The 23,143-nt window shown below is 60.1% G+C and carries 17 protein-coding genes; 8 read left to right on the plus strand and 9 right to left on the minus strand.

Translation table 11 applies throughout. The features are described from left to right. Window positions 1-213 precede the first annotated feature (213 nt). On the plus strand, window positions 214-1,755 hold the full coding sequence (gene guaA, locus H7U37_RS01380) for a glutamine-hydrolyzing GMP synthase (RefSeq protein WP_204873025.1): 1,542 nt from the start codon (window positions 214-216) through the stop codon (window positions 1,753-1,755). 250 nt (window positions 1,756-2,005) lie between these two features. Beyond that, on the plus strand, window positions 2,006-2,611 hold the full coding sequence (locus H7U37_RS01385; RefSeq protein ID WP_204873026.1) for a hypothetical protein: 606 nt from the start codon (window positions 2,006-2,008) through the stop codon (window positions 2,609-2,611). Between the two features lie 239 nt (window positions 2,612-2,850). On the opposite strand, the gene H7U37_RS01390 is transcribed toward H7U37_RS01385, so the two are convergent. The 4 genes from H7U37_RS01390 to H7U37_RS01405 are packed head-to-tail and all read right to left on the minus strand — an operon-like array spanning window position 2,851 to window position 6,367. Then, window positions 2,851-3,840: a siderophore ABC transporter substrate-binding protein gene (locus tag H7U37_RS01390; protein WP_204873028.1), complete on the minus strand. Its 990-nt coding sequence runs from the start codon at window positions 3,838-3,840 to the stop codon at window positions 2,851-2,853. Between the two features lie 42 nt (window positions 3,841-3,882). Then, a complete protein-coding gene (locus tag H7U37_RS01395; protein WP_204873029.1) occupies window positions 3,883-4,635 on the minus strand; it encodes an iron ABC transporter ATP-binding protein in 753 nt (250 codons plus the stop codon). 2 nt (window positions 4,636-4,637) lie between these two features. Then, window positions 4,638-5,357, minus strand: a complete 720-nt coding sequence (locus tag H7U37_RS01400; RefSeq protein WP_204873031.1) for an iron chelate uptake ABC transporter family permease subunit — start codon at window positions 5,355-5,357, stop codon at window positions 4,638-4,640. Continuing rightward, entirely contained in the window at window positions 5,348-6,367 is a 1,020-nt protein-coding gene (locus H7U37_RS01405) for an ABC transporter permease (protein ID WP_207751916.1), read from the minus strand. Before H7U37_RS01405 ends, H7U37_RS01400 begins: the two co-directional genes overlap by 10 nt. A gap of 554 nt (window positions 6,368-6,921) precedes the next feature. On the opposite strand from H7U37_RS01405, the gene H7U37_RS01410 reads away from it, so the two are divergent. Further along, the gene (locus H7U37_RS01410; RefSeq protein WP_204873032.1) at window positions 6,922-11,784 is read left to right on the plus strand and encodes a M60 family metallopeptidase; all 4,863 of its coding nucleotides are present in this window, start codon (window positions 6,922-6,924) and stop codon (window positions 11,782-11,784) included. 22 nt (window positions 11,785-11,806) lie between these two features. After that, window positions 11,807-13,093 (plus strand): S-layer homology domain-containing protein, encoded by a 1,287-nt coding sequence (locus H7U37_RS01415; RefSeq protein WP_204873033.1) that lies wholly within the window; start codon window positions 11,807-11,809, stop codon window positions 13,091-13,093. A 56-nt stretch (window positions 13,094-13,149) separates the two neighbouring features. Here the strand turns inward: H7U37_RS01415 and H7U37_RS01420 are convergent, their stop codons facing one another. The 3 genes from H7U37_RS01420 to H7U37_RS01430 all read right to left on the minus strand — a co-directional run bounded on the left by H7U37_RS01420 (window position 13,150) and on the right by H7U37_RS01430 (window position 16,580). Then, window positions 13,150-14,505 carry a DUF4179 domain-containing protein gene (locus H7U37_RS01420; protein ID WP_204873034.1) on the minus strand — a complete coding sequence of 452 codons (1,356 nt, stop codon included), beginning with the start codon at window positions 14,503-14,505 and terminating at the stop codon, window positions 13,150-13,152. After that, on the minus strand, window positions 14,492-14,983 hold the full coding sequence (locus tag H7U37_RS01425; protein WP_204873035.1) for an RNA polymerase sigma factor: 492 nt from the start codon (window positions 14,981-14,983) through the stop codon (window positions 14,492-14,494). Before H7U37_RS01425 ends, H7U37_RS01420 begins: the two co-directional genes overlap by 14 nt. 187 nt (window positions 14,984-15,170) lie before the next feature. Further along, complete coding sequence (locus H7U37_RS01430; protein WP_204873036.1) at window positions 15,171-16,580, minus strand: aminopeptidase; 1,410 nt, start codon at window positions 16,578-16,580, stop codon at window positions 15,171-15,173. A gap of 207 nt (window positions 16,581-16,787) precedes the next feature. Between H7U37_RS01430 and H7U37_RS01435 the strand changes: the two genes are divergently transcribed. Further along, on the plus strand, window positions 16,788-17,165 hold the full coding sequence (locus tag H7U37_RS01435) for a BlaI/MecI/CopY family transcriptional regulator (protein ID WP_204873037.1): 378 nt from the start codon (window positions 16,788-16,790) through the stop codon (window positions 17,163-17,165). Then, window positions 17,165-19,912, plus strand: a complete 2,748-nt coding sequence (locus tag H7U37_RS01440) for a M56 family metallopeptidase (protein ID WP_204873039.1) — start codon at window positions 17,165-17,167, stop codon at window positions 19,910-19,912. The genes H7U37_RS01435 and H7U37_RS01440 overlap by 1 nt, the downstream gene beginning before the upstream one ends. Window positions 19,913-20,091: 179 nt before the next feature. Here H7U37_RS01440 and H7U37_RS01445 read toward each other — a convergent pair whose 3' ends face one another. Together H7U37_RS01445 and H7U37_RS01450 are read right to left on the minus strand one after the other, a co-directional pair. Further along, window positions 20,092-20,730, minus strand: a complete 639-nt coding sequence (locus tag H7U37_RS01445) for a YczE/YyaS/YitT family protein (protein WP_243414191.1) — start codon at window positions 20,728-20,730, stop codon at window positions 20,092-20,094. A 5-nt stretch (window positions 20,731-20,735) separates the two neighbouring features. Continuing rightward, window positions 20,736-21,188 carry a MarR family winged helix-turn-helix transcriptional regulator gene (locus tag H7U37_RS01450; RefSeq protein ID WP_204873041.1) on the minus strand — a complete coding sequence of 151 codons (453 nt, stop codon included), beginning with the start codon at window positions 21,186-21,188 and terminating at the stop codon, window positions 20,736-20,738. A gap of 142 nt (window positions 21,189-21,330) precedes the next feature. Here H7U37_RS01450 and H7U37_RS01455 point away from each other — a divergent pair, with 142 nt between their 5' ends. Both H7U37_RS01455 and H7U37_RS01460 read left to right on the plus strand, forming a co-directional pair. Next, entirely contained in the window at window positions 21,331-22,032 is a 702-nt protein-coding gene (locus tag H7U37_RS01455) for a ClpP family protease (RefSeq protein WP_204873042.1), read from the plus strand. A gap of 180 nt (window positions 22,033-22,212) precedes the next feature. Beyond that, entirely contained in the window at window positions 22,213-23,100 is an 888-nt protein-coding gene (locus H7U37_RS01460; protein WP_204873043.1) for an undecaprenyl-diphosphate phosphatase, read from the plus strand. Window positions 23,101-23,143: the final 43 nt, after the last annotated feature.

The following is a 23,143-nucleotide window of genomic DNA, read 5'->3' on the forward strand; positions in this document are numbered from 1 at the left end:
TATGGCCCCCTCTCGTCAAGTTGTTGTGTCGCAACTCAACTTTAACCGATGAGGCCCTATCCTTCATCCTTTTTTATTCAACTGTCCAACATGTATTGTACTCCTACACAAGGAGGATCACCACAGCTGAGGCAAGGCTTGCGCTTTGGCCGGGAGTATGGTATCCTATCTTGTAAAAATCCCAATGTATCCTAAGAGAAAGAAGGCAACAGCATGTCCCATCAGACCGTGATCGTCCTGGACTTCGGCGGGCAGTATAACCAGCTCATTGCCCGGCGGGTGCGCGAGTGCAGCGTCTACTGCGAAGTCAAGCCCTACACCACCCCGCTGGAGCAGCTCAAGGCCATGGACCCCATCGGCATCATCTTTACCGGCGGCCCCAACAGCGTCTATCTGGAGACTTCTCCCCATGTGGACCCGGAGATTTTCACCTGGGGGGTGCCCATTCTGGGGATCTGCTACGGCTGCCAGCTGATGGCCCACACCCTGGGCGGTCAGGTCACCGAGGCCCAGGAGGATTCCGCCCGGGAGTACGGCAAGACGGTCACCTATTATGATACCGGGTGCAAGCTCTTCCACGGCCTGCCGGAGCAGGGGGTCTCGTGGATGAGCCACGGGGACTATATGGCCAAGGTGCCCGAGGGCTTCCGGCTGGCGGCCCACTCCGACGCCTGTCCCAATGTGGCCATCGCCGACGAAGCCCGGGGCTTTTACGGTGTGCAGTATCATCCCGAGGTGAACCACACCCAGCACGGCACCGATATGATCCGGAACTTCCTCTATGAGGTGTGTCACGCCGCCGGCGACTGGACCATGGGGGACTATAAAAACACCGCCATTGCCCAGATTCGGGAGAAGGTAGGGGACGGCAAGGTGCTGCTGGCCCTCTCTGGCGGGGTGGACTCGTCGGTGGCGGCGGCGCTGCTGGCCGAGGCGGTGGGCAGTCAGCTCACCTGCGTGTTTGTGGACCACGGCCTGATGCGCAAGAACGAGGGGGACGAGGTGGAACGCGCCTTTGCCCCGTGGGACATCAACTTTATACGGGTGGACGCCGAGACCCGGTTTTTGATCAAGCTGGCGGGCGTCACCGAGCCGGAGCACAAGCGGAAGATCATCGGCGAGGAGTTTATCCGGGTCTTTGAGGAAGAGGCCAAGAAGATCGGCGCGGTGGACTATCTGGCCCAGGGCACCATTTACCCCGACGTGATCGAGTCGGGCGCGGGCGACGCGGCGGTCATCAAGAGTCACCATAATGTGGGCGCGCTGCCCGACCATGTGGATTTCAAGGAGATCATCGAGCCGCTCCGCCTTCTTTTCAAGGACGAGGTACGGCAGCTGGGCCGAGAGCTGGGCCTGCCCGAGTATCTGGTGAGCCGGCAGCCCTTCCCCGGCCCCGGTCTGGCCATCCGCATCATCGGCGACGTGACCAAGGCAAAGGCGGACATGCTGCGGGAGGCCGACGCCATTTTCCGTGAAGAGGCGGCGCTGACCGGAGAGGACCGGCGGCTGAGCCAGTTCTTCGCGGCGCTGACCAACATGCGTTCGGTGGGCGTCATGGGCGACGGCCGGACCTATGATTACGCCATTGCCCTGCGGGCGGTGACCACCGACGACTTCATGACCGCCGACTGGGCCCGCATCCCCTATGAGCTGCTGGACCGGATCAGCGTACGCATCGTCAACGAGGTGCCGGGCGTCAACCGGGTGCTCTATGACATCACCTCCAAGCCCCCTGCCACGGTGGAGTTTGAGTGAGTTTTATAAAATAAAAGATGCTCCGTCCTTTCAAACGAAAAAGGACGGAGCATTTTTCATGCCGTTTTCTCTCTCTTCACGCTTATCTTCTGTGATCCGGTCATACGCTGCTTTTTGAGCCAGTAACGCCTTTTGTCGTCGAACGGAATAAAACTGGAAATATGGAAAGAAGATGGTATATAATAAAAAATAACAATTTCATGAGAGAGGGGCCTTTTTTCCTAGACTTGTGGGTGAAGGAGGACTGAAAATGGCACGCCACGGTAAACTCAGCGGGAGTCCTTTTCATATTGAAGATATCTTTTATAAATACGCCGTCGAGAAGGAAAACGATGATTATAGATTTATCGATGAAAAAACGCAATGCCCCTATATTAAAATAAAGGGGAACGTATGCGGTCTATTTAACAGCGGCTATAGCATTTGTGCGGCCCACAAATGTCGTTTTTTCCAAGAGTCACAAAGGCGCAGTCAAACCTGCCATCAGTGTGCATATTTTTATGGGGGACATTGTGTACATAAAAAGGGAAAAAGGACAGATGACCCAAACATTGCCTCCTATTGCTGCTTTTTTGATGACGATCCCCAAAAGGTCAGACAGGTGCAAAGCGGCGTATGGATTGCTGTTTTGAGAAATGAAATTGAAATATGCAATGCTGCCATCAAAAGAAGCGAAAAATATATCAGAAAAGCGGAAAAAGAACTCGCATCCAGTACAGTGAGCACAGAGGATAGGGTCTATTTGAAGAACAAAATATCGGCGCGATATGATCGAATCCGCCAATTTGAGAAAAGACGCGCTGTACTTACCCAGAAGTTGATGGCAGCAGAGGAAGAGAGAAAAAGGGGGCTCTAATGTCTCAGCCCCGTATCTCGACCTTACTGCCGCCCTGCCGGTCCCTGGTGACAACGCTCTGCTTATCGTGCGGCTTTTCCGTTCGGAGACGTGGCTTCCGGCCGGATGCCGGGGGACCGGACCTCGTTGGAAAGCCCCAGGACAAAGGAAAGGGAGGCCATGAAGGACTGGCGGCCGTCTCGCCGTCCCCGGGCAGAGCTGCGCTTAGCCGGAGGGACAGCGGACGGCCGCCCGCTTTTTTATGATAGGCCCAATCCCTGCTCCAGGTCCTGAAGCATCCGGTCCAGGGCGGTGATGCCGCCCTCGGCGGTGTACCACACCGCCGGGTGGGCCAGGTAGACGATATGGCCGCTTTGATAGGCGCCGGTCCCCATGACCAGCTCATTTTCCATAATTTCCTGGGCCAGCCGGGCGCCGTCGGTGCCGATGGCGGCGTCCCGGTCCATGACGAAGATGTAGTTGGGGTCCTTCTCCACCAGGAATTCGAAGGAGGCTTCGTTGCCGTGGGTGGAGGTGTCGATGTTGGCATCCACGCCGATGTTGTCAAAGCCCGCCTCCACGCCGATGAGGGAGCAGCGGCCATCGTTGCCCAGCACGTTGAAGCTGCCGCTGGTCACCAGGCCGATGACGGCGGTTTTGCCGGCGGAGAAGTCCCGCAAGGCGGTGACGCGCTGCTCAAAGCCGGCCATCAACGTCTCCGCCCTGTTCTCCAGACCGAAGAGGGAGGCCACGGCAACGGCGTTTTTGCGCACGCTCTCCACCACGCCGAGTTGGGGGTCGGTGGCCAGATAGACCACGGGAGCGATCTCGCACAAAGCGTCGTAGCTGGAGGCCAGACGGCCGCCGATGAAGATGACATCGGGCTCACAGGCCATGACGGCCTCCAGGTCGGCCTCCTTGATGGTGCCCAGATTGGCGACGTCGTCGCGGAGGTAGCTCTGGAGGTAGTCCAGGCTGGTGTCGGCGGTCCCAACCACCCGGTCGCCTACACCCAGGGCGTCCAGGATATCCAGGGAGGCCATATCCAAAATGGCGATGCGCCGGGGATCATAGGGGACCTCCACGGTCACCTCCTCCTTGCTGCCGTTGAGGGAGGAGATGGTCACCGTCCGGGGGGATTCCGCGGCCTGGGAGACCTGGGCGGAGGGCGGGGCGGCGGAACCGGGGGAACAGGCGGTGAGGCTGAGGGCAAGGATGCCGGACAGGGCAAGGGCGGCAAGCTTTTTCATGGCAAAAGAACTCCTTTTCTAAAAAGTACCGAAAACAGCGGGTCAGTAATAGACGGACAGGGATTTGCCCGCGATGGTGAGGATCTCAAACTCCACCTGGTAGATCTGAGAGAGGGTTTCTTTGGTCATCACCTCCTCCACCGTGCCGAATTTGGCAATCTTTCCGTCCTTGAAGGCGCAGATATAGTCGGAATAGAAGGCCGCGTAGTTGATTTCATGGAGCACCAGAATCACCGTCTTGCCCAGCTCATCGCACAGGCGGCGGACGATCTTCATCATATTGGTGGCGTGGTAGATGTCCAGATTGTTGGTGGGCTCGTCCAGCAGGACATATTCGGTGTCCTGGGCGATGACCATGGCGATCATGGCCCGCTGGCGCTGGCCGCCGGAGAGCTCGTCGATAAAGCGGTCTTGTAAGCGCTCCAGCTCCATATAGGAGATGGCCCGGTCGATGATGGCCGCGTCCTCCGCCGTGATGCGTCCGCCGGAATAGGGGAAGCGACCGAAGGCCACCAGCTCCCGGACGGTAAGCTTCATCTGGATGCGGTTGGACTGGGTGAGGATGGCCAGGCGCTTGGAGAGCTCCCTGCTCTTCCACTTGCCGATGTCCTTTCCCTCAAAATCCACCAGCCCGCTGTCATGGGCGATGAGGCGGGAGATCATTCCCATCACCGTGGATTTACCGGCGCCGTTGGGTCCGATGAGGGAGATCACCTTTCCCTTGGGGATGGAGAAGGACACCCCGTCCACCACGGTCTTACCGTCGTATTGTTTGGTCAGCTGCGTAATTTGCATGGTCATACCTTCTTTCGCGTCAGGAGGAGATAGAAGAAATAGAGTCCGCCGCCCACGGTGATAAAAACGCTCACCGGCACGGCATAGGAATAGACGTGCTCCGCGATCAGCTGTCCCCCCACCAGCACGAGCATGCCGAACAGGGCGGCGCCCAAGAGGAGGATTTCCGCGTTGATATTGCTGAAGCTGGCCACCAGGGTGCCCAGGAGGGTATCGTACTCGTTGGGGTCCATGACGCGGGTGAGGGTGGTCTGGATGCTGCCGAAAAAGGAGGTGAGCACGGTGCCCAGCAGCAGCACATAGAGGACGTTGTGGTTGGTTTTTTGAAAGAGCCAGCTGTATAGAAGGGTGGCGGTTATACCCATGAGGACCACATCCACCGCGAAGGACAGATTGGCGTTGGCGGCAATGAGGCTGCCGGAGCCCAGGAAAAAGACCACGGAGGTGTGGATCAGGGTGTAGAGGGCGTTCATGCCCAACAGGCAGGGGGTCACAATGGTGTTGTTGATGACGGACTGAAACACCAGAGAGGCGCCGCCGATGGCAAAAGCGGTGAGGAGCATGGCGGCCAGCTTGGGCAGGCGGAGCTTCATGGCGTAGGCAAACAGCCTGGGGTTGGAGAAATTCACCTCTGCCAGCAGATAGCCGGCCGCGCAGAGCAGGACAAGGACCGCCAGGAGGAAAAGCTTGCGGCGGTTGGACCGTATGGCGGTCAGATGCACGGATGTTCGCCTCCCTCCCGGATGGGTGCGGCGGAGCAGCAGCCGGTCCCGGAACCGCTGAACCGAATGGCCTTCCGGCCGTACTTGAGCCGGTAGAACAGCAGGCCGATGAAGAGGAAGCTCCCCAGAATGCCCACGATCAGCTCAATGGGCAGCTCGTAGGGATAGAGGACCGCCCGGCCGATCATATCGCACACCAGCACGAAGAGCGCGCCGAAAAGGGCGGTATCCGCCAGGGCGCCCCGGAGCTTGTCCCCCTTGCACATGGACACCACGTTGGGCACAATCAGGCCCACGTAGGAGATGGACCCCACCACCACCACGATGGAGGCGGTAATCATGGCGGAAATGCTCAGCCCCAGAAAGAGCACCGCCTGATAGGGGACGCCCAGGTTGCTGGAAAACTCCCTGCCCATGCCCACGATGTTAAAGTGATTGGCAAAGGCAAAGGCCAGAAGGACCAGGGGGACGGTGAGCCAGACGATCTCATACCGGCCCTTGAGGACCAGGGAGAAGTGTCCCACCAGCCAGGAGGAGAGGGCCTGGGTCATCTCATACCGGTAGGCCAGGTAACTGGTGACGCCGCCGATGACGTTGCCGAACATGATGCCCACCAGGGGAACCATGACCACATCCTTGAACTGAATGCGCTGGATGAACCAGACGAAGAGCCAGGTCCCCAGGATGGCCGCGGCAAAGGCAAAGAGAGCCCGGCTCCATAGGGTGGAGTTGGGGAGGAAGAGAAGGGCCAGCAGAATACCGAGCTGGGCCGAGGAGATGGTGGCGCCGGTGGTGGGGGAGACGAACTTGTTGCTGCAAAGCTGCTGCATGATGAGTCCGGCCACGCTCATCCCCACGCCGGTGCATAAAATAGCCAGCAGGCGGGGCAGGCGGGAGATCAGAAAGACGTTCCACAGATGCGCGTCACCGGACAGCAGGTCTGAGGGTGTGATATCGATGACGCCGACGAAAAGAGAACAGATGGAACAAAGAACCAGCAGTGTTCCCAAAAGAAGGGTGGATCTCGATGCTTTGATAAGGATTTCTCCTAGCTGCGGTGATTTTTATAGTTAGCTAAGGCTAACTAACGGATAGAAAAAGTGCGCGGGCTTCAGGCCGGTCGTCTGTAAGCCTGCGCGTGACGTGTACCAGTATAACGCAATGGTTAGCAAAAGATAACTGTAAAAACGCACAAAGAAAGGGGGAAAATGGGAGGGAATCTTGGGCATAAGTTAGTTAATACTAACTGACAATCAAAACAAAACCGGAAAGAAATAAGACGAATAGAGGCTATTTTTGTGGAAAAAGCAATGGTATTTGGTCCATATACAGCGGGTCAAAGGAAAATCCCCTTTGAGAGCGGACAAGGGGGTGCAAGGCGGAATTGTGCAAAGTTACTTTAGAAAATGAAGTTACAAAACATTTATAAGTTATAATAACAAAAATAAAAAAGTAACCAAAACCTCTTGCAATTGGGAGGCGGCCCCGCTATAATGACAGACAGAGAACGGCAGAGACCGACGGCCCCGCCGAAGGTCCCGCCAGCATGAAAGTGACAGAGAGGATGAGTACATTGTACCAGTTCCGCAGAGTTGTTTCCGGTTTACTGAGCCTTGCCGTAACCGGTTCCCTTTGCTCCGGATGGCTGCCCTCCGTTGCCGCCGCTTCCGTAAGCGACGGGGTATCGGTGCAGCAGGTGAGCCAGCAGACCGGTTCCATCGGGCTGACCATTGGCTTCGGACTGCCCCAGCGGGCGGATGAGGTGGCCAGCCGGGCCCTCAAGCTCACCCTGACCAACAGCAGCGGTCAGAGCGCCGTCATCGACCTGGAGAGCGGCAGCGTTACCGGCGAGAGCATTCTGACCGCCGGTCAGGTGAGCATGGAAAAGCAAAACGCCCAGGGCGTCCCCATGACCACCGAGCAGCAGGTAGGCTACTATGAGATCAAGCTCACCGGCCTGCCGGTGGGCGACTATACCCTGCGCCTGGAGGGCAAGGGCTACGCCTCCTGTACCGCCGAGGTGCATCTGGAGCATTACTCCCAGCATGTCATTATGAACACCGGCAACGGCACCTTCTCCCTGGGCGATGTGGACAACACCGACGGCCGCCATGTGGTGGACGGCCAGGACCTGAGAGCCCTGGAGGCCCAGCTGGGCAAGAGCGACGCCATCAGCACCTACGACCTCAACGGCGACGGGGTGGTGGACATTGTGGATCTGTCCTATATCAATAAGGTGATGGATCTGGAGGGAACGCCCAGACTGCTGGATACCGCCGCCATCGTCTCCGCCGCGGTGGACGACAGCGCCCTGAGCGTGACCCAGGGCAGCCTGACGGACCTGTTCAGCGGCCAGAGCACCGTCACGGTGGCGCCTGCCGCCGGCCAGGAGGAGCTGTCCATCCCCATCACGCTGGAGCAGCCCACCGAGATGAGCGAGATCGCCATCACCACCCCCAGCGCCGACGGCGCCATTGAGGCGGGTACGGTCACCGTGCTGACGGAGGAGGACGAGGAGATCACCATCCCCTTTGACGTGAGCATGCCGGCGGGGGTCCACGCCATCAGCCGGGCCGCCGTGCAGAACGCGGTGACCATTGATCTGGGCAAGAAGGTGGCGGTCAAGAAGGTTACCATTACCGTCACCAAGGTGACCGGACAGACCGGTCAGACGCCGGAGTATGCCGCCGTCACCCAGATCGAATTCCTGAAGGACATTGTCTCCGACGCCATCCAGGCGGACACCCAGGTCAAGGGCGTGGCCGCCACCGCCGGCGACGGTGAGATCGCCCTGGTGTGGGACAGCGTGTCCAACGTCACCGGCTACACCGTTTACTACGGAACGGACAAGGGCAGCCTGAACCAGAGCCTGGCGGTGAATACCAACAAGGCCACTGTTTCCGGCCTGACCAACAACAAGACCTATTACTTCCAGATCGTGGCCACCAGCGAGGGCTGGATCGGCACCCCCTCGGCCATTCTGTCGGCCGTACCGGTGCCTGACAGCGCACCCGGCGCGCCCTCCAACATTATGGCGGAGGCGGCGGACGGCGCGCTCCGTCTGACCTGGGGTTCCACCAAGAACGCCACCTATTACCAGGTCTTTTACCGGGAAAAGGGCGCTTCCGAGTTCCAGCGCTGGGGCAGCGACACCACCGCCACCAGCGCGGTGATCACCGGCCTCACCAACGGCACCGAGTATGAGGTGGCGGTGAAGGCAGGCAACAGCCGCGGCGTGGGTCCCTACTCCTCCATTGCTTTGGGCACGCCCAAGCGGGAGAGCTTTGAGATGCCCGCGCTGCCCACCGACGGCCGCATCGACAACGGGGAGATTTCCTCCATCGTCATGGCGGACCGCAGCAACGTGAACTGGAGCCTGTGCCCCAACTTTGACGTGACCACCCATCTCACCGACAATGACCCCAATACTTACTGGGTGGCCGCCACCTATTGGAACAACAGCAGCATTACCTACACCTTCCGCAGCGTCCACGATATGAACTACCTGCTGGTGGTGCCCTATCTGGACAGCGCCTATAAAAACCGCATCGCCAACTACACCGTCACCCTGAAGGGAGAGGACGGCCAGGTGCTGGCCACCTACTACCGGGACGGTGTGAACGTCAACAGCAGCAACTACTATATCCTTTCCTTCCCCGAGACCAAGGGCGTCAAGAGCGTCACCCTGGCGCTGGGCGAGAAGCTGGGCGGCCCCCGGGTGAGCATCTCCGAGATCGCCTTCTATAACAGCGACACACTGGCCGATGACATTGCCGGCCTCTTCACCGACGGCAGCTTTACCGCCCTGAAGGGCACGGTGGAGCAGTCCCAGGTCACCGCGCTGCAGGAGCGTCTTACCGCGCTGAGCAGCTTCTATCTGGACGTAAAGCGGCTCAACGACGAGCTGAACCTGGCCCAGGCCCTGCTGGACAAGGACGAAAACGCCTTGGGTCTGGTGAAGAACGACTTCCAGAGCCGCAGCGGCGGCGCTTCCGCCGACGTGACCGCCGGCCAGACCGCCAGCGACCTCCAGCCCCTGGGCATTACCGCCAAGGCCGGCGCTACCGTAGCCATCTATGCCCAGCTGTCCGATGACGCGGCCGTCTATGTGGTGCCCACCCAGTTTTACGGCGAGTCCGGCGTGTGGAAGGGCACTCCTGTGGCCCTGCACAACGGACGCAACTATCTGACCATTGAGCAGATTGGCTCCCTGAGCGATACCCGCGGCGGTATGCTCTATCTGACCTATGCCGGCAGCGACGCCAAGGCCATCAAGCTTCAGGTGCGGGTGCTGGATAACGCCTGGGAAATGCCGGTCCTGGAGCTGTCCGGCTGGTATACCATGAATGAGACCCAGCGCAAGGACGCCATCCGGACCTATGTCCAGACGCTCACCGCCTATGTCTCCGGCCTGTCCGCCGCCAGCTACAAGACCGACATCCGCAACGCCACCGAGATTTCCACGCCCAGTGTGCTCCTCTCCCTTCCCGCCGACCAGGTGCTGGCCGGTCTGAAGGGGGTCAACAACGACGAGGACGCCATGGTGAACACCATGTATCAGAATGTCCTGGCCTGGGAGGAGGAGCTCTTCATCGCCAACAAGGTACAGGGCATCATCAGTTCCGACGCTGCCCTGGAGGATTACACCTATCCCATGACCACCCGCCAGAACATCCGCTATATGCGCATGTTTGCCGGCGCCTTCATGTACGCCGCGGGCAATCACGTGGGCGTGGAGTACGGCTCCGCCTCCGCGCTGGTGCAGGGCGTGCCCACCTCCGCCACCGGCGCGGGCCAGACCAACGGCCTCTTCGGCTGGGGCATTGCCCACGAGATCGGCCACAACATGGACAAGCTGGGCAAGACCGAATGCACCAACAACATTTACTCCCTGTTCCTCCAGGCCTGGGACGGTTCCTCCATGGCGGTGGACACCCGGCTCACCGTTGACGGACGCTGGACGGACATTTTTAACAAAACGGCCCAGAGCCGTCCCGGCAGCGCCAACAATGTATTCGTGCAGCTGGGTATGTACTGGCAGCTCCATCTGGCCTACGACGACGGGTCCGATCCCCTGGCCTTCTATAACCAGTTCTTCCGGCTGTGGAAGAGCAGCGCGTACAGCGGCTACTCCTATGACGAACGGGTGGCGCTCATCGCCTCCCAGGTGGCCGACCGGAATCTGACCGAATTCTTCACCCGCTGGGGCATGACCCTCAGCGACGGGGTGAAGGACATCCTGGACGACTACACCGCCGAGACCCGGGCCATCTGGTACCTGAACGACGCCTCCCGCACCTATCGCCTCAGCACCGGCCAGGCGGCCAGCGGTACCGCCAGCCTCACCGCCTCCGTGGAGGCGTCCAAGGTGACCCTGAACATCAGCCACAGCGACAGCGCCCATATCCTGGGTTATGAGATCCGCCGCAACGGCGTGGCCATTGGCTTCACCACCGAGACCACCTATGTGGACGATCTGGGGGCGGCCAACAATCTGACCTACACCTACTCCGTGGTGCCGGTGGACAAGCTGGGCAACCAGGGAACCGAGGCCCAGGCCGACGAGGTGCGGGTGGCCTATGACAAGACCATCGACTCCGCGCTCTACACCCTGACCCGCGGTGAGGACGGCGTCGTCACCATTGCCATGAAGAGCGGCGTCTCCGTTCCCGTGACCGGCATCAAGGTCACCGGCGCCGGTCTCAGCGGCGTCTACACCGTGAAGGTGAAGGCCGAGACCGGTGCGGAGGCGTGGACCACCGCCAAGACCGGCACCCTCTCCGGCGAGGAAGTGGTGGCCTACTTCAATAAGCCCGGAGCAGAGCCCTCCGATACCCGCATCTGGACCTATGACGCCGCCGTGGTGGAGATCAGCGGCATTCCCCAGGACGCCGCCGTCCAGCTGCTGGATTACCCCGGCGACCGGGTGGACTTCTACGAGGGCGCCGCCGTGGGCATCCTGGCCAAGGACTATGTCTACGGCGACGGTACGGATGAGGTCATCAAGGCCGGCACCCTGGTGATTCTGGGCACCTATCGCGGCGACCCGATGTACAACACCGTGGAGATCGAGGCGGTGTACAACACCACCGGCGAGGCCGCCGAGGCCAACGGTGTGACCACCATTACCCGGCCCATGAACGGCTATGGCCTGCTCTTTGCCGAAATTCCCGACGACGGGGCGGTGAGCGACACCAGCGACGGTTTCTTCCTTTTCGTCCCCGACCTGGAGGCTGAGAAGGCGCTGAATGCCCAGAGCGGCGTTACCGACGACTATCCCCTGGAGATCCGGGTCAACTTCTACCGTACCGACGACCCCGACAGCGCCGACAGCCGGCGCACCACCAGCCAGACCCTGTGGATCAGCTTCCCTTCGGAGGATTCTCTGCCCTCCATTGAGCTGACCGGCAGCACTGCCCAAGATTGAGACGAGAGTGAGGAGAAGCAGCGTGAGACGTTCATTTTTATCTCTCCTGCTGGCCCTGACTTTGGCGGCGGGTCTCGTTGTGACACCCGCCGCCGCGGCCGGCGCCCCCCAGATCACGGTGTCCTCTGTTCAGGCCCAGACCACCCAGACCGTGGGCCTCAGCGGACTGCCCGCCGATTGCCAGAGCCTTCAGGTGACCCTGACCCTTTCCGATGACAACGCGTCCTATATCTTTACCCCTGACGAGTCGCTGGACCGTCCCGGCCTCTATGCCACCGCCCAGCAGAGTGGGGCGGAGGTGACGGTCTATGTGACGGTCAGATCGGGCGTGCTCAGCCAGAGCGGCGTGCTGACCCTGGGGGAGCTGTCCGCCGGCGACAAGACCTTTACGGTGGTCAGCGCCGGGGGCCTCAAGCTGGTGGATGACACCCTAACCGAGACCCCTGTCTATGACAGCGTTTCGGTGGTGGAGCGTACCACCACCAGCAGCGGCACCTCGTCGAGCCGCTGGGCGGTCGAGGTGAACAAGGCGGCCAACGGCGCCCTTTCCGCGGACGTGGTCCGGGCAAAGAAGGGGGATACGGTGACCGTCACTGCCGTTCCCGACAGCGGCTATGTGCTGAAAAGCCTGAGCGTCAAGGACGCCACCGGCGCGGCGCTCTCCCTCAAGGAACTGGGAGATGGCCGGTATACCTTCTCCATGCCTGCCGCGCAGGTGACGGTTTCCGCCGTCTTTGCGCTGGAGAGCGCCGGTCAGGTCCTGCCCTTTGCCGACGTGGCCGCCGACGCCTGGTACTATGACGCGGTGGGCTATGTCTATGAGTCCGGCCTGATGACCGGTGTAAACGCCGATCAGTTTGCACCCGAGGTGACCACCACCCGGGGCATGATCGTGACCATCCTCTACCGGATGGAGAACAGCCCCGCAGTGACCGGCGGCAGCGGCTTCCCCGATGTGGCGGCGGGCGAGTGGTACGCCGACGCGGTAAAGTGGGCCAGCGCCAACGGCATCGTCACCGGATACAGTGACGGCCGCTTCGGTCCCACCGATGTCATCACCCGGGAGCAGATGGCCGCCATCCTCTATCGGTACGCCCATTATCTGGGCCGCGACGTGAGCGGGCAGGCCGATTTGACCGGCTATTCCGATGCCGCTCAGGTCTCGTCCTACGCCAGCACCGCTATGGGCTGGGCGGTGGACGCGGGCCTCATCACCGGCACCGGCGCCGGGACCCTTGCCCCCGTGGGCTCGGCCAACCGCGCTCAGGCGGCCGTGATCCTCATGCGCCTTTGCCAGATGGGCGAATAAACGGGCAGAAAAAACATCCGGAGCGGTTCCCAGATGGGAGCCGCTCCGGATTTGGTTTAAGGCGCTTCGTTCAGCCAGCGACCCGGTCCGGCGGTATTGTCTTCGTGGATGGGGATATACCAGGCGCCGATTGCAATCCCTTCCACCTGAGCCGGATCGATGGCGTAGGGAAATTCCCATATAATTTCTTCTCCATCGGTATCCGCGCTTCTTCCCGTCGAATCATATGGGATGGTCATTACTGTGCCGTCATCCAGATATACCGAAAGGGGATATCCCAAGACAGTCCGCTGGCTGCTGTCTGCAAACGCTGCATACTTTCGAACACGGGTGGCTGATATGGTAACAGACTTTAAAATCTGTCCATTCAAATCCCCAGACAGAGCAATTTCCCTCTGCGGAACTTTTTGAAGTGGAAACTGCAGTGTCCACTCTCCCCGAACCGGCGTTCCCACGACGATTTTACCCAATAATCCTTTGATTGAAAAAGACCCAAAATACTGATCCGTCAACGCAGGCATACAGAGGTCAAAATAGCGCACCCCGTTTTGGACAAATACTGTGTGCCGCTCGTTGATAGACAACATATTCTGCCAGGAAATTTCAGGGCAGGTGGTATAAAGGTCGGTTCCCGGAATGATACCTACTCCTTCGGAGAATGCCAGCTGAAGATGAAATTCTCCTGCCTCGTCAAATCCCATGGAAGAAAGGCGAAGCAGGTCCGTATCCAGATCCGCCGGTGTCTGTTCCGGCTCCAAAACCGTATTCGCCTCTTCCGGTTCTCCCATGTCGGATGGTTCACACTCCTCCGCTGTGAGTGTTTTTGTCTTCAGCCGTTCCGCCGTCAGCAGGTCCCAAGGGAGCGTGATCCCATCCACTGACTGCACACTGGGCAGCAGGCAGGAATAAGTCAGTGTTTGTTGCTCCGACGCCACATCCCTTTCATCCAATTTTTGCGCAAAAAGTGCCGTATGGCTCTCTTTTTCATAGGCAAGACACATCCCAGCGTCTTCCAGCATACTCTTCTCGGTCAATCTGTGCCCTGTCTGGTCCGTTACTTCCAGATAGACCGTGCCCCCCGTTTCATCTGCCAGAGTGCGTACTACCCGCACTTCGATTCCCTGATCCTCATCAGACACGTCCTGAATCTCCTGGCTGTATGGTTCAAACCCCGCCAGCGCCGCGGAGAGGGCCGCCCGCAGAGAGGGAGAGGCCGCCAACGCCGCCGCGCTCAGCAGCACGCACATCGCCGCCGCCAAAATGACCATCCGGAACATCTGCTTTTTCTCCTTCACAGGAACCGCTCCTTTCTCCTCCTCCATCGCGGCCAAGATTGCCGCCTTTCGTTCCTCCGAAAGCCGGACCGCTTCCAGTTCACGATCCAGACTTTCTTTTATTTCACGTTTTGCCATAGTACCACCCCTCCAATCTGCCCTTTAATTTCTGCCGCGCCCGGCTCAGACGCATGGTTACCGCCGACACCGAAAGGCCCAGTATTTTGGCGATCTCGCCGCTGTCCAGTTCCTCGTAGTAGCAGAGAATCACCACCGCCCGATATTTTGGCGGCAGTTCCATTACCGCCCGGGCAACAGTATCGTCTTTCAGCTCGGGTTCTCCCTCGGTCAGTCTGTTCAGCGCCTCTTGCGGCGCCTGTTTTCTCCGCCATGGGCTACGCAATGTATTTTTGCAAATGTTGATTGCAATTCGTATCAGCCATGTCTCCTCGCTGCACTCTCCCCGAAAGGACGGCCACGCCCGCAAAGCCCGCAAGTAAGTCTCCTGCACTGCGTCCTCGGCCCCCATCCGGTCGCCTAAATAAAGGGTGCACAGCCGGAGCAGATGGTTGCCGTACTGCTCCACCAGAGCCACGGCATCCAGTTCTCCTTCCATCCGAATCTCCTCCTTTCAACCATTAGACACCGTGCCTTCCCCATTTGCAACAAAAAACACCGTCCCCACAGGAACGGTGTTTTTTGTATGCTTCCGCTGCCGGTATAGGGCCGAAAGGCGGTTGCGCCTCAGAGGCCCGAAGCGGGGCGGACGTTCTTTTTGATTCTTTTTCTTGCAAGGAAAAGAATCACTTGGCCTCGTAGACGGCCTTCATGCCCTTATAAGTCATGTAGCAGTCCAGCTTGGAGACGGTCTCGAAGGGAGCGTGCATGGAGAGGACGGGCACGCCGGCGTCGATGGTGTCGATGTCCCGGTTTGCCATGTAGCAGGCCACGGTGCCGCCGCCGCCGGCGTCCACCTTGCCCAATTCGGCCATCTGCCAGATGACGCCGGCCTCGTCCAGGGTGCGGCGCAGGTAGGCCACCACCTCGGCGGCGGCGTCGGAGGCGCCGGACTTGCCCCGGGCGCCGGTGTACTTGCAGAGACCCATACCATAGTTGACCCGGGCGCTGTTGCGCTTTTCATAGACCTCGGGGAAGTTGGGGTCATAGGCGGCGGTGACGTCGGCGGACAGGCAGAAGGACTTTTCATAGCAGGCCTTCAGGGGGACCTGCTGGGTGTCGCACAGGTCGCTCATAAAGGTATCGAAGGCGGCGGACTGCATGCCGGACACGCCCTCGGAGCCGATCTCCTCCTTGTCGGCCAGGATGCACACGGCGGTGCGCTCCGGGACCTGGAGTTCCAGCAGGGCGGCAAACTCGGCGAAGGCGCACACCCGGTCGTCGTGGCCGTAGGAGCCGATGAGGGAGCGGTCAAAGCCGATGTCGGCGGCGTGGAAGGCGGGGACGGCCTCCAACTCGGCGGAGATAAAGTCCTCCTCGGTGATGCCGTACTTGCGGTTGAGGATATCCAAAATGGCCAGCTTTACCCGGTCGGAGCCCTCGTCATCCTTGAAGGGACGGCTGCCCACCAGCAGATTGAGGGTTTCGGCGGGGATGGCCTCGCCCAGGGGCTTTTTGGACTGCTCCGCGCCCAGGTGGGGCAGCAGGTCGTCCACGGTGAAGAGGGGGTCGCCCTCGGACGCGCCAATGGCCACCTTCAGCACGGTGCCGTCGGTGCGGGCGATGACGCCGTGGAGCTCCAGTGGGATGGTGACCCACTGATACTTGCGGATGCCGCCGTAGTAGTGGGTCTTGAGGAAGGCCAGCTCGCTGTCCTCGTAGAGGGGATTGGGCTTGAGGTCCAGGCGGGGGGAGTCGATGTGGGCCGCGCCGATGTTGACGCCGTCGGCCAGAGAGCGGCGGCCCATCACGGCCAGCATCAGGCCCTTGCCCCGGTTGCAGCGGTAGACCTTATCGCCGGGATTGAGGGCCATGCCCCGGACCAGGGGCTTGAAGCCGGCGGCCTCCGCCTGGCGGATGGCCTCGTCCACGCACTCCCGCTCGGTCTTACCGGCGTCCAGAAACTGCTTATAAGCGGTACAATAGGACTCCATCGCGGCCTCATCCTGCTCGCTGAGGCGGTCGCAGCCGTTCTTGGGCCGGTAGAACAGCGCCTCGCGCCGCAGGTCGGCTGCGGTTTTCTTTTTTTCTTCCATGATTGGGAAGTCCTCCTTACAAAACCATACTCTTGCCGCCGGATTTCCCGGCAGCGGTCCCATTTTACCACATCCGTGCCCTGATTTCCACCCCCAGCGCGGCTGTGATCGGATTGTAACCCTTTTGTGGTTGACACTTGTCTACCAATTTGTTAAACTGTACGCAGAAAGAGGTAGACAATTGTATACCGAATGGAGGGATGCAGCATGAAAGTCCATCTGTCCGACGGAGAGTGGACGCTGATGAACGTCCTATGGGACCAAGAGAACAGCACCATCACCGAATTGACCCACGCCCTGCGGCAGGAGACCGGCTGGAGCAAGCATACCATTATCACCATGCTGGCTCGTCTGGAGGCAAAGGGGGCGGTGACCCACACGGAGGACGGGAGAGCCAAGCGCTATACGGCGGCGCTGCCCCGGACCGACGCGGCCCGCTCGGCCACCGAGCACTTTTTGGGCAAGGTCTACGGCGGCAGCCTGGGGCTGATGATGAGCGCCATGGTGTCCAGCCGGGCCCTGTCTCAGGCGGACATTGACGAGTTATCCGCCATTTTGGAACAGGCAAAGGAGGGAGAACCGTGATGAAAGAGATTTTGCTTACTTCTTCTGTGCTCATTGCCGCGCTGCTGGTCCTGCGGTTTTTCTTCCGCAGGAGCATTCCCCGCCGGGTCCAGTATGCCCTGTGGGGCCTGGTGCTGCTGCGGCTTCTGGTGCCGGTGGAGCTGCCCGCTCTGCCGGTGTCGGTCCTCAACGCGGGGCAGGAGGCCCGGGAAGCGGTGGCCGTCACCATGGAGCAGCCGGTATATCTGGTGCCCGTCCAGCGGACGCCGGCGGCGGAGGTGCCCAGCGCGGAAAAGGCCCAGCCCGGCGGCCCGGTGGCCACCTCGGACAGCTTCGGCTACCCGGTGCTGTCCGGCGACGGTCAGACCGTCACCAAATACGCCCAAAAGGTCACCGTCTCGGTGCTTTTGGACTGGATCTGGAAAGCCGGTATGGCGGCCATGGGCCTTTTCTTCCTGGCGGCCAACCTGCGCTTTTGGCAAACGCTGCGGCGGGACCGGACGGCGTATCCGATGGAGGGGAGCAGATACCCTGTCTATCTCTGTCAAAATCTGACCTCGCCCTGCCTCTTTGGCCTCTTCCGGCCGGCCATTTATCTCACCCCTGCGGCGGTGGCCGCGCCGGAGCGGCTGCGCCATGTGCTGGCCCATGAGGAGACCCACGCCCGTCATCTGGACCCACTCTGGTCTTTCCTGCGCTGCGTGTGCCTCACCATTTATTGGTTCCACCCACTGGTTTGGGTTGCCGCCCTGGTGTCCCGCACCGACTGCGAGCTGGCCTGTGACGAAGGGGCGCTGGCGCGGCTGGGCGACGGCCAGCGGCTGGATTACGGGCGTACCCTGCTGGCCCTGGTGCCGGTGAAAAAGCTCCCGGCCAATCCGCTGCTCACCGCCACCACCATGACCGCGGGCAAAAAGCAGCTCAAGGACCGCATCACCCGCATTTCTCATCATCCAAAGCCCATCGTGGCCGCCGTATTGGCCGCCGCCCTGCTGGCCGGACTGGCGGGGGCCTGCACCTTTGCCGCGCCCCAGACCACCCCCGACGCGGCCCAGTCCCTCACCGGAGAAGAGCTGCGCTATTTCAATGAGGATTTCTTCAACGGGGACTATATGAACATCCGCAATCAGTTTTTGTCCTCCCACTATGAAAACCCAAAGGACATTGATCTCTTCTCGCTTTTCTATAACGGCGACGGTTCCGACTGCACCCAGACCCCGGAGGGCATCGATCCCCAGGAACTCAGCGCGGCCCTTGATCTGGACAACACTGATTGCCCCACGGTTATGCTCACCACCGCCCAGATGGACGAGGTTCTCTCCCGCTATACCGGGCTTACCCTGGAAGAGACCAACCAGGTGAACCTCTCCCACTTCCGGTATGACAAGACCTATGACCTCTACTGCCACACCCACGGCGACACCAATTACCGCGGCTGGGTGCAGCTCTCCGCCGGCACCAGAGAGGACGACCAAATTTCCCTTTATTATCAGGACGACTTTATGGGCGACGGCTGGAAGTGCGTCACCTTGCAGGATATGGGGGACGGCTCCTATCAGTTCCGCTCCAATATGCCATGCGAAAAGCCGGACATCGCCACAGCCTACCCCGATTGGGAGCCGGAGCTTACCATTCCCGTAGACGACCTCGCCCCCTATGAAGCCCCCGCCGTCACCGTGGAGCGGCACACCAACGACTGCGCCCAACGATTCGGCGGATTCAGTGTGGGAGACTACACCGTCCGGCTCTATCTGTCCACCGACGGCAATTATTACGCCGCCGTGGTCTATGAGGAGGTAGCGGGAAGTAACGGCGATATGTCCGCCTGGGACGTGGGGTGTTTTCTTACCCTGCCCACGGTGGAGGAAAACTACACCGTTTCCTTCTTCTCCGATCTCTTCGGCCATGACGGCATCGTTATCCGCTATAACGGACAGATAACCGAATCTTACGGCACCTGTTTTTATGACTATTACTACCTCACCGATGACGGCGTCCCTGTTCTGCTGGCCCGGACCTATGGCGTGGACAGCCAGGTCATCGACCTGGACGGCGACGGGACCAACGAGCTGGCCGGAGAGTGGCAGTTCTTCTTCCAGCGGGACGGCCAGGTCTACGAGGCCGACCTGAAGGAACTGCTGGAAGAAAACTGGCCGGCGCTCACCTTCTGGGATTATGCCATCCTGGACCCCTATGCCAGGTCGCTCTGGGTAACCGGGTTCATGACGGCGGATCAGTGGGCCAACGGAAGCGGCCAGGCCAATTTCGCCCGCAGCCTCTACTTTGACGGAGAGGCCGTACGGGTCTACCGGGATGAGCGGGAGACAGAGGACCACCTGCTGGAGGACGTTACCGCCCCGGAGGAGATCATACAAAAAGCCAAAGAATGGGGACAAAAAAGCTATGACGTCATGCTCGGCCAAGACGCTTATGTAATCGGCGAAGGCTTTGACGACTGGCGCATCACCCGGATCGAAAGCTGCTCTCCGTATAAATATGGCTGGCAGTGGGACGGACCGGAGGTGGAGGTGTACAGCCTTAGCTTCGAGGTCCACAGCATCAAACCGGAGAGCGTGGTGCTGGCCGGCGGCATCTACGTCCTGGAGGACGGCTGGGTGGGCGGTTTCTATCTGGAATACCCCTATCTGGTGTGCATCGTAAATGACGACGGTACCCGCACCTTCCTGGAGAGCCGGATTCCCGGCGATGGCGGCCCAGGCAGCCAGGCCTTTTTGGAGGGCCTTGACGAGACACTGAACAACGCCTGACTTTCTTTCGAGAAAGAAAGTCAGCAAAGAAAGCTTTCATAGAGCGCTTGCCAGGCAATTGGCTACAAATCCGGAAGAGTAGGCAAAGAAAGCTCTCATAGAGCGTTTGCCGGGCAAGAAAGACGATAGCCCCGGACCATTGGGCAAAATGGTCCGGGGCTTTTCAGCGGCAAAGGGCGTCAGGCTTCCGCCAAGGCGGAAATGCGGCTGATAGCGGGGAAATGCCGGTTGATGAAATTGACGATCTGGCCCACGATGAGGGCGGAGACAATGGTGCCAAGCCCCAGGCCGTTGAGGCGATGGAAGAAAAGGAGGGAGAGAATCACGGCGATGAGGATAAGGGTGACATCAAAGAGCACCTTGATCGACCCGAAACGCTTCCCGGTAACCACCGCAAGGGCTTTGACGATTCCTTCTCCGGGGACCATGAGCACGTTGGGGGCTACCTCGATGGAGATTCCCAGGGCCAGCACCGCGCAGCCGATGAGCAGACATACCAGCCGGGCCAGGAAGTGTTCGGGCTGGAGAAAGGCCAGCAGGTCCATGCTCACATCCAGACAGGCGCTGAAAAAGAGATTGACCACAATCTGCAAAAACTGGATGGGCGGGAACCGCTTGCGCAGCAGCAAAAACTGGATGAGAATGAACAGCAGATTAAAGACGAAGGTGAACTGTCCCAGTGTGGGCGTGAATTTGAGGCTCAGCACATAGGGCACGCTGGAGATGGGGGAGGTGCCCAAGGCGGCCTGGGTGATGAAGGCCACGCCGAAGGAATTGATGGCGACCCCGATAAAGAACCAAAAATAACGCTGGACCATAGATTTCATTGTGTTTCCGCGGACTCCTTTCGGGCGGAGGGCTCCTCCAGGTTGGCCAGCAGCCGGCGAAAGACCTGCAAAAAGACCTCACGCTCCTGCTCCGGAATATCCCGCCAGGCCAGCGCGTCCACCTGGGCGCAGATGTCCCGTACCCGCACGGCACACCGCCGGCCCTTCTCGGTCAGGCAGACCAGCGCCCGCCGCCGGTCCTCCGAGGGCGTGGCCCGGGTGATGAGCCCCTCCTCCGCCATGCGGCTCAGCAGGCTGGTGACGGTGGACTTGTCCAGCGCGCAGCCCAGGGCGATCTCTTTTTGGTTGCAGGCATTGTGCTCCAGAAGAAATTCCAGAATTTTGGGCTGTCCCGGCATAAGTCCCTCTTTTCTGGTCTGGGCGGAGATGCGCTTATTGGTCCGCTGGTGACCCAGCAGGAGCAGATAGTGAAGATCCCGGTCATTCATGGCTGGAGCTCCTCTGTCGTTTCATATTGGTTTGCATTCAAACTAATAATAGTATAAGACCGGACGATGGGAAAGTCAAGACGGGAATATGACGCTGGCAAACGGGGGACAATAGGGGAAAAACGGACAAGGAGGCAGAGGTATGGATCAGGAACAGAGCCAGGCCAAGACGGAGGAGAACAGCGGGGAGCGGGACCCCATGGCGGGACAGATCACCGACTTTGGGGCGTCTACCATCCGCACCGCCCGGGGGACCATTCACACGCTGACCATTGTGGGACAGATTGAGGGCCACCAGATTCTGGAACCCACCGCCAAGACCACCAAGTACGAGCATGTGCTCCCGCTGCTGGCGGCGGTGGAGGAGAGCGACGACGTGGACGGCCTGCTGGTGCTGCTCAACACGGTGGGCGGGGACATTGAAGCGGGACTTGCCATTGCCGAGCTTATATCCGGGATGCGCAAGCCCACGGTCTCTCTGGTGCTGGGGGGTGGCCATTCCATCGGGGTGCCCCTGGCGGTGTCGGCCCGCCGGTCCTTTATCGTCCCGTCGGCGGCCATGACCATCCACCCCGTACGGCTCAACGGACTGGTGATCGGGGTGTCCCAGACCTTTGACTATTTTACCCGCATCCAGGAGCGGATCTTGCAGTTCGTCACCCGCCACAGCCGGGTCAGCCGGGCGGATTTTGTGGAGCGGATGCTGCGCACCGGGGAGCTGGCGGCCGATGTGGGCAGCGTGCTCTACGGGGAGGAGGCGGTGGCTCTGGGGCTCATCGACCAGATGGGGGGACTGGGCGACGCGCTGTCCTGCCTCCACGCCATGATGAAGGGCGAGGCATAGGGGAGAAAGGGGGCGGTTTCCGCCCTTTTCCCACAAAGCGGAGGGCCGGAGAGGGCGGTTTTTGTGTGGAGATGGGGATGGTAATTTCTACTTTGACATGATATAATAATCTGTAATTGTATCCCTGGGGGGAGGACCCCCGCATTTCAGGCCATGGAGGGAACCAGATTGGATATTGTCATGTCAGTACTTATGGGCATCGTGCAGGGGATCGCGGAGTTTCTGCCCATCTCCAGCTCGGGCCATCTGACGCTCTTTCAGAATTTCTTCGGTATGGAGAATGTGGAGAGCCAGAATATGTTTTTCACCGTGCTGCTTCACTTCGGCACATTTTTGTCGGTGTGTGTGTACTATTGGCGGGATGTGCTGGATATGATCCGGGAGTTTTTCCTGCTTTTGTGGGAGCTCATCCAGATTGCCCGGGACGGTATCCGCGGACTGATGGGGAAGGAGCCGCTGCGGGAGGAACGGGAAACCACCCGGATCCCGCCTGCCCGTCGGATGGTGCTTCTCATTATCGTAGCCACTCTGCCTCTGTTTCTCATCGTGCCGGTGAAGGATCTGCTGGAGCAGGTGTTCAGCAGCAGCATTCTGGTCTCTCTGGCCCTGCTGGCCACCGGCTTTATTCTGTTCTTCTCGGACAGAATGGCGAAGGGCCGGAAGAACGAAAAGACCGCCACGGTGCTGGACGCGCTGCTGGTGGGCTGTGCCCAGGCGGTGGGCACCATTCCGGGCATCTCCCGCTCCGGCATCACCATCTCCGCCGGTCTCCTGCGGGGATATGACAGGAAATTTGCCGTACGTTTTTCCTTTTTGATGTCGCTCCCGGCGGTGCTGGGCGCCAATGTGCTTGAGATTTCCGACGCGATAGAGCGGGGCGTGGAGCCGGGGATGCTGCCCATCTATCTGCTGGGCGTCGTGGTGGCGGCTGTGGTGGGCTATTTTGCCATACGGCTGGTCAATATCCTGTCTAACAAGGGCAAATTCGGTATGTTTGCCTATTATTGCTGGGTGGTCGGTCTGGCTGCCCTCATCACCAGCCTGGTGCTGCCCCTCATCAAGGGCTGAACCGGCGGAAAGAAACGGCATAGCGGCGGGAGGCGGAGCGGCC

Origin of the sequence: Pseudoflavonifractor phocaeensis, from assembly GCF_016901735.1 — a bacterium.
Lineage (GTDB): Bacteria > Bacillota > Clostridia > Oscillospirales > Oscillospiraceae > Pseudoflavonifractor_A.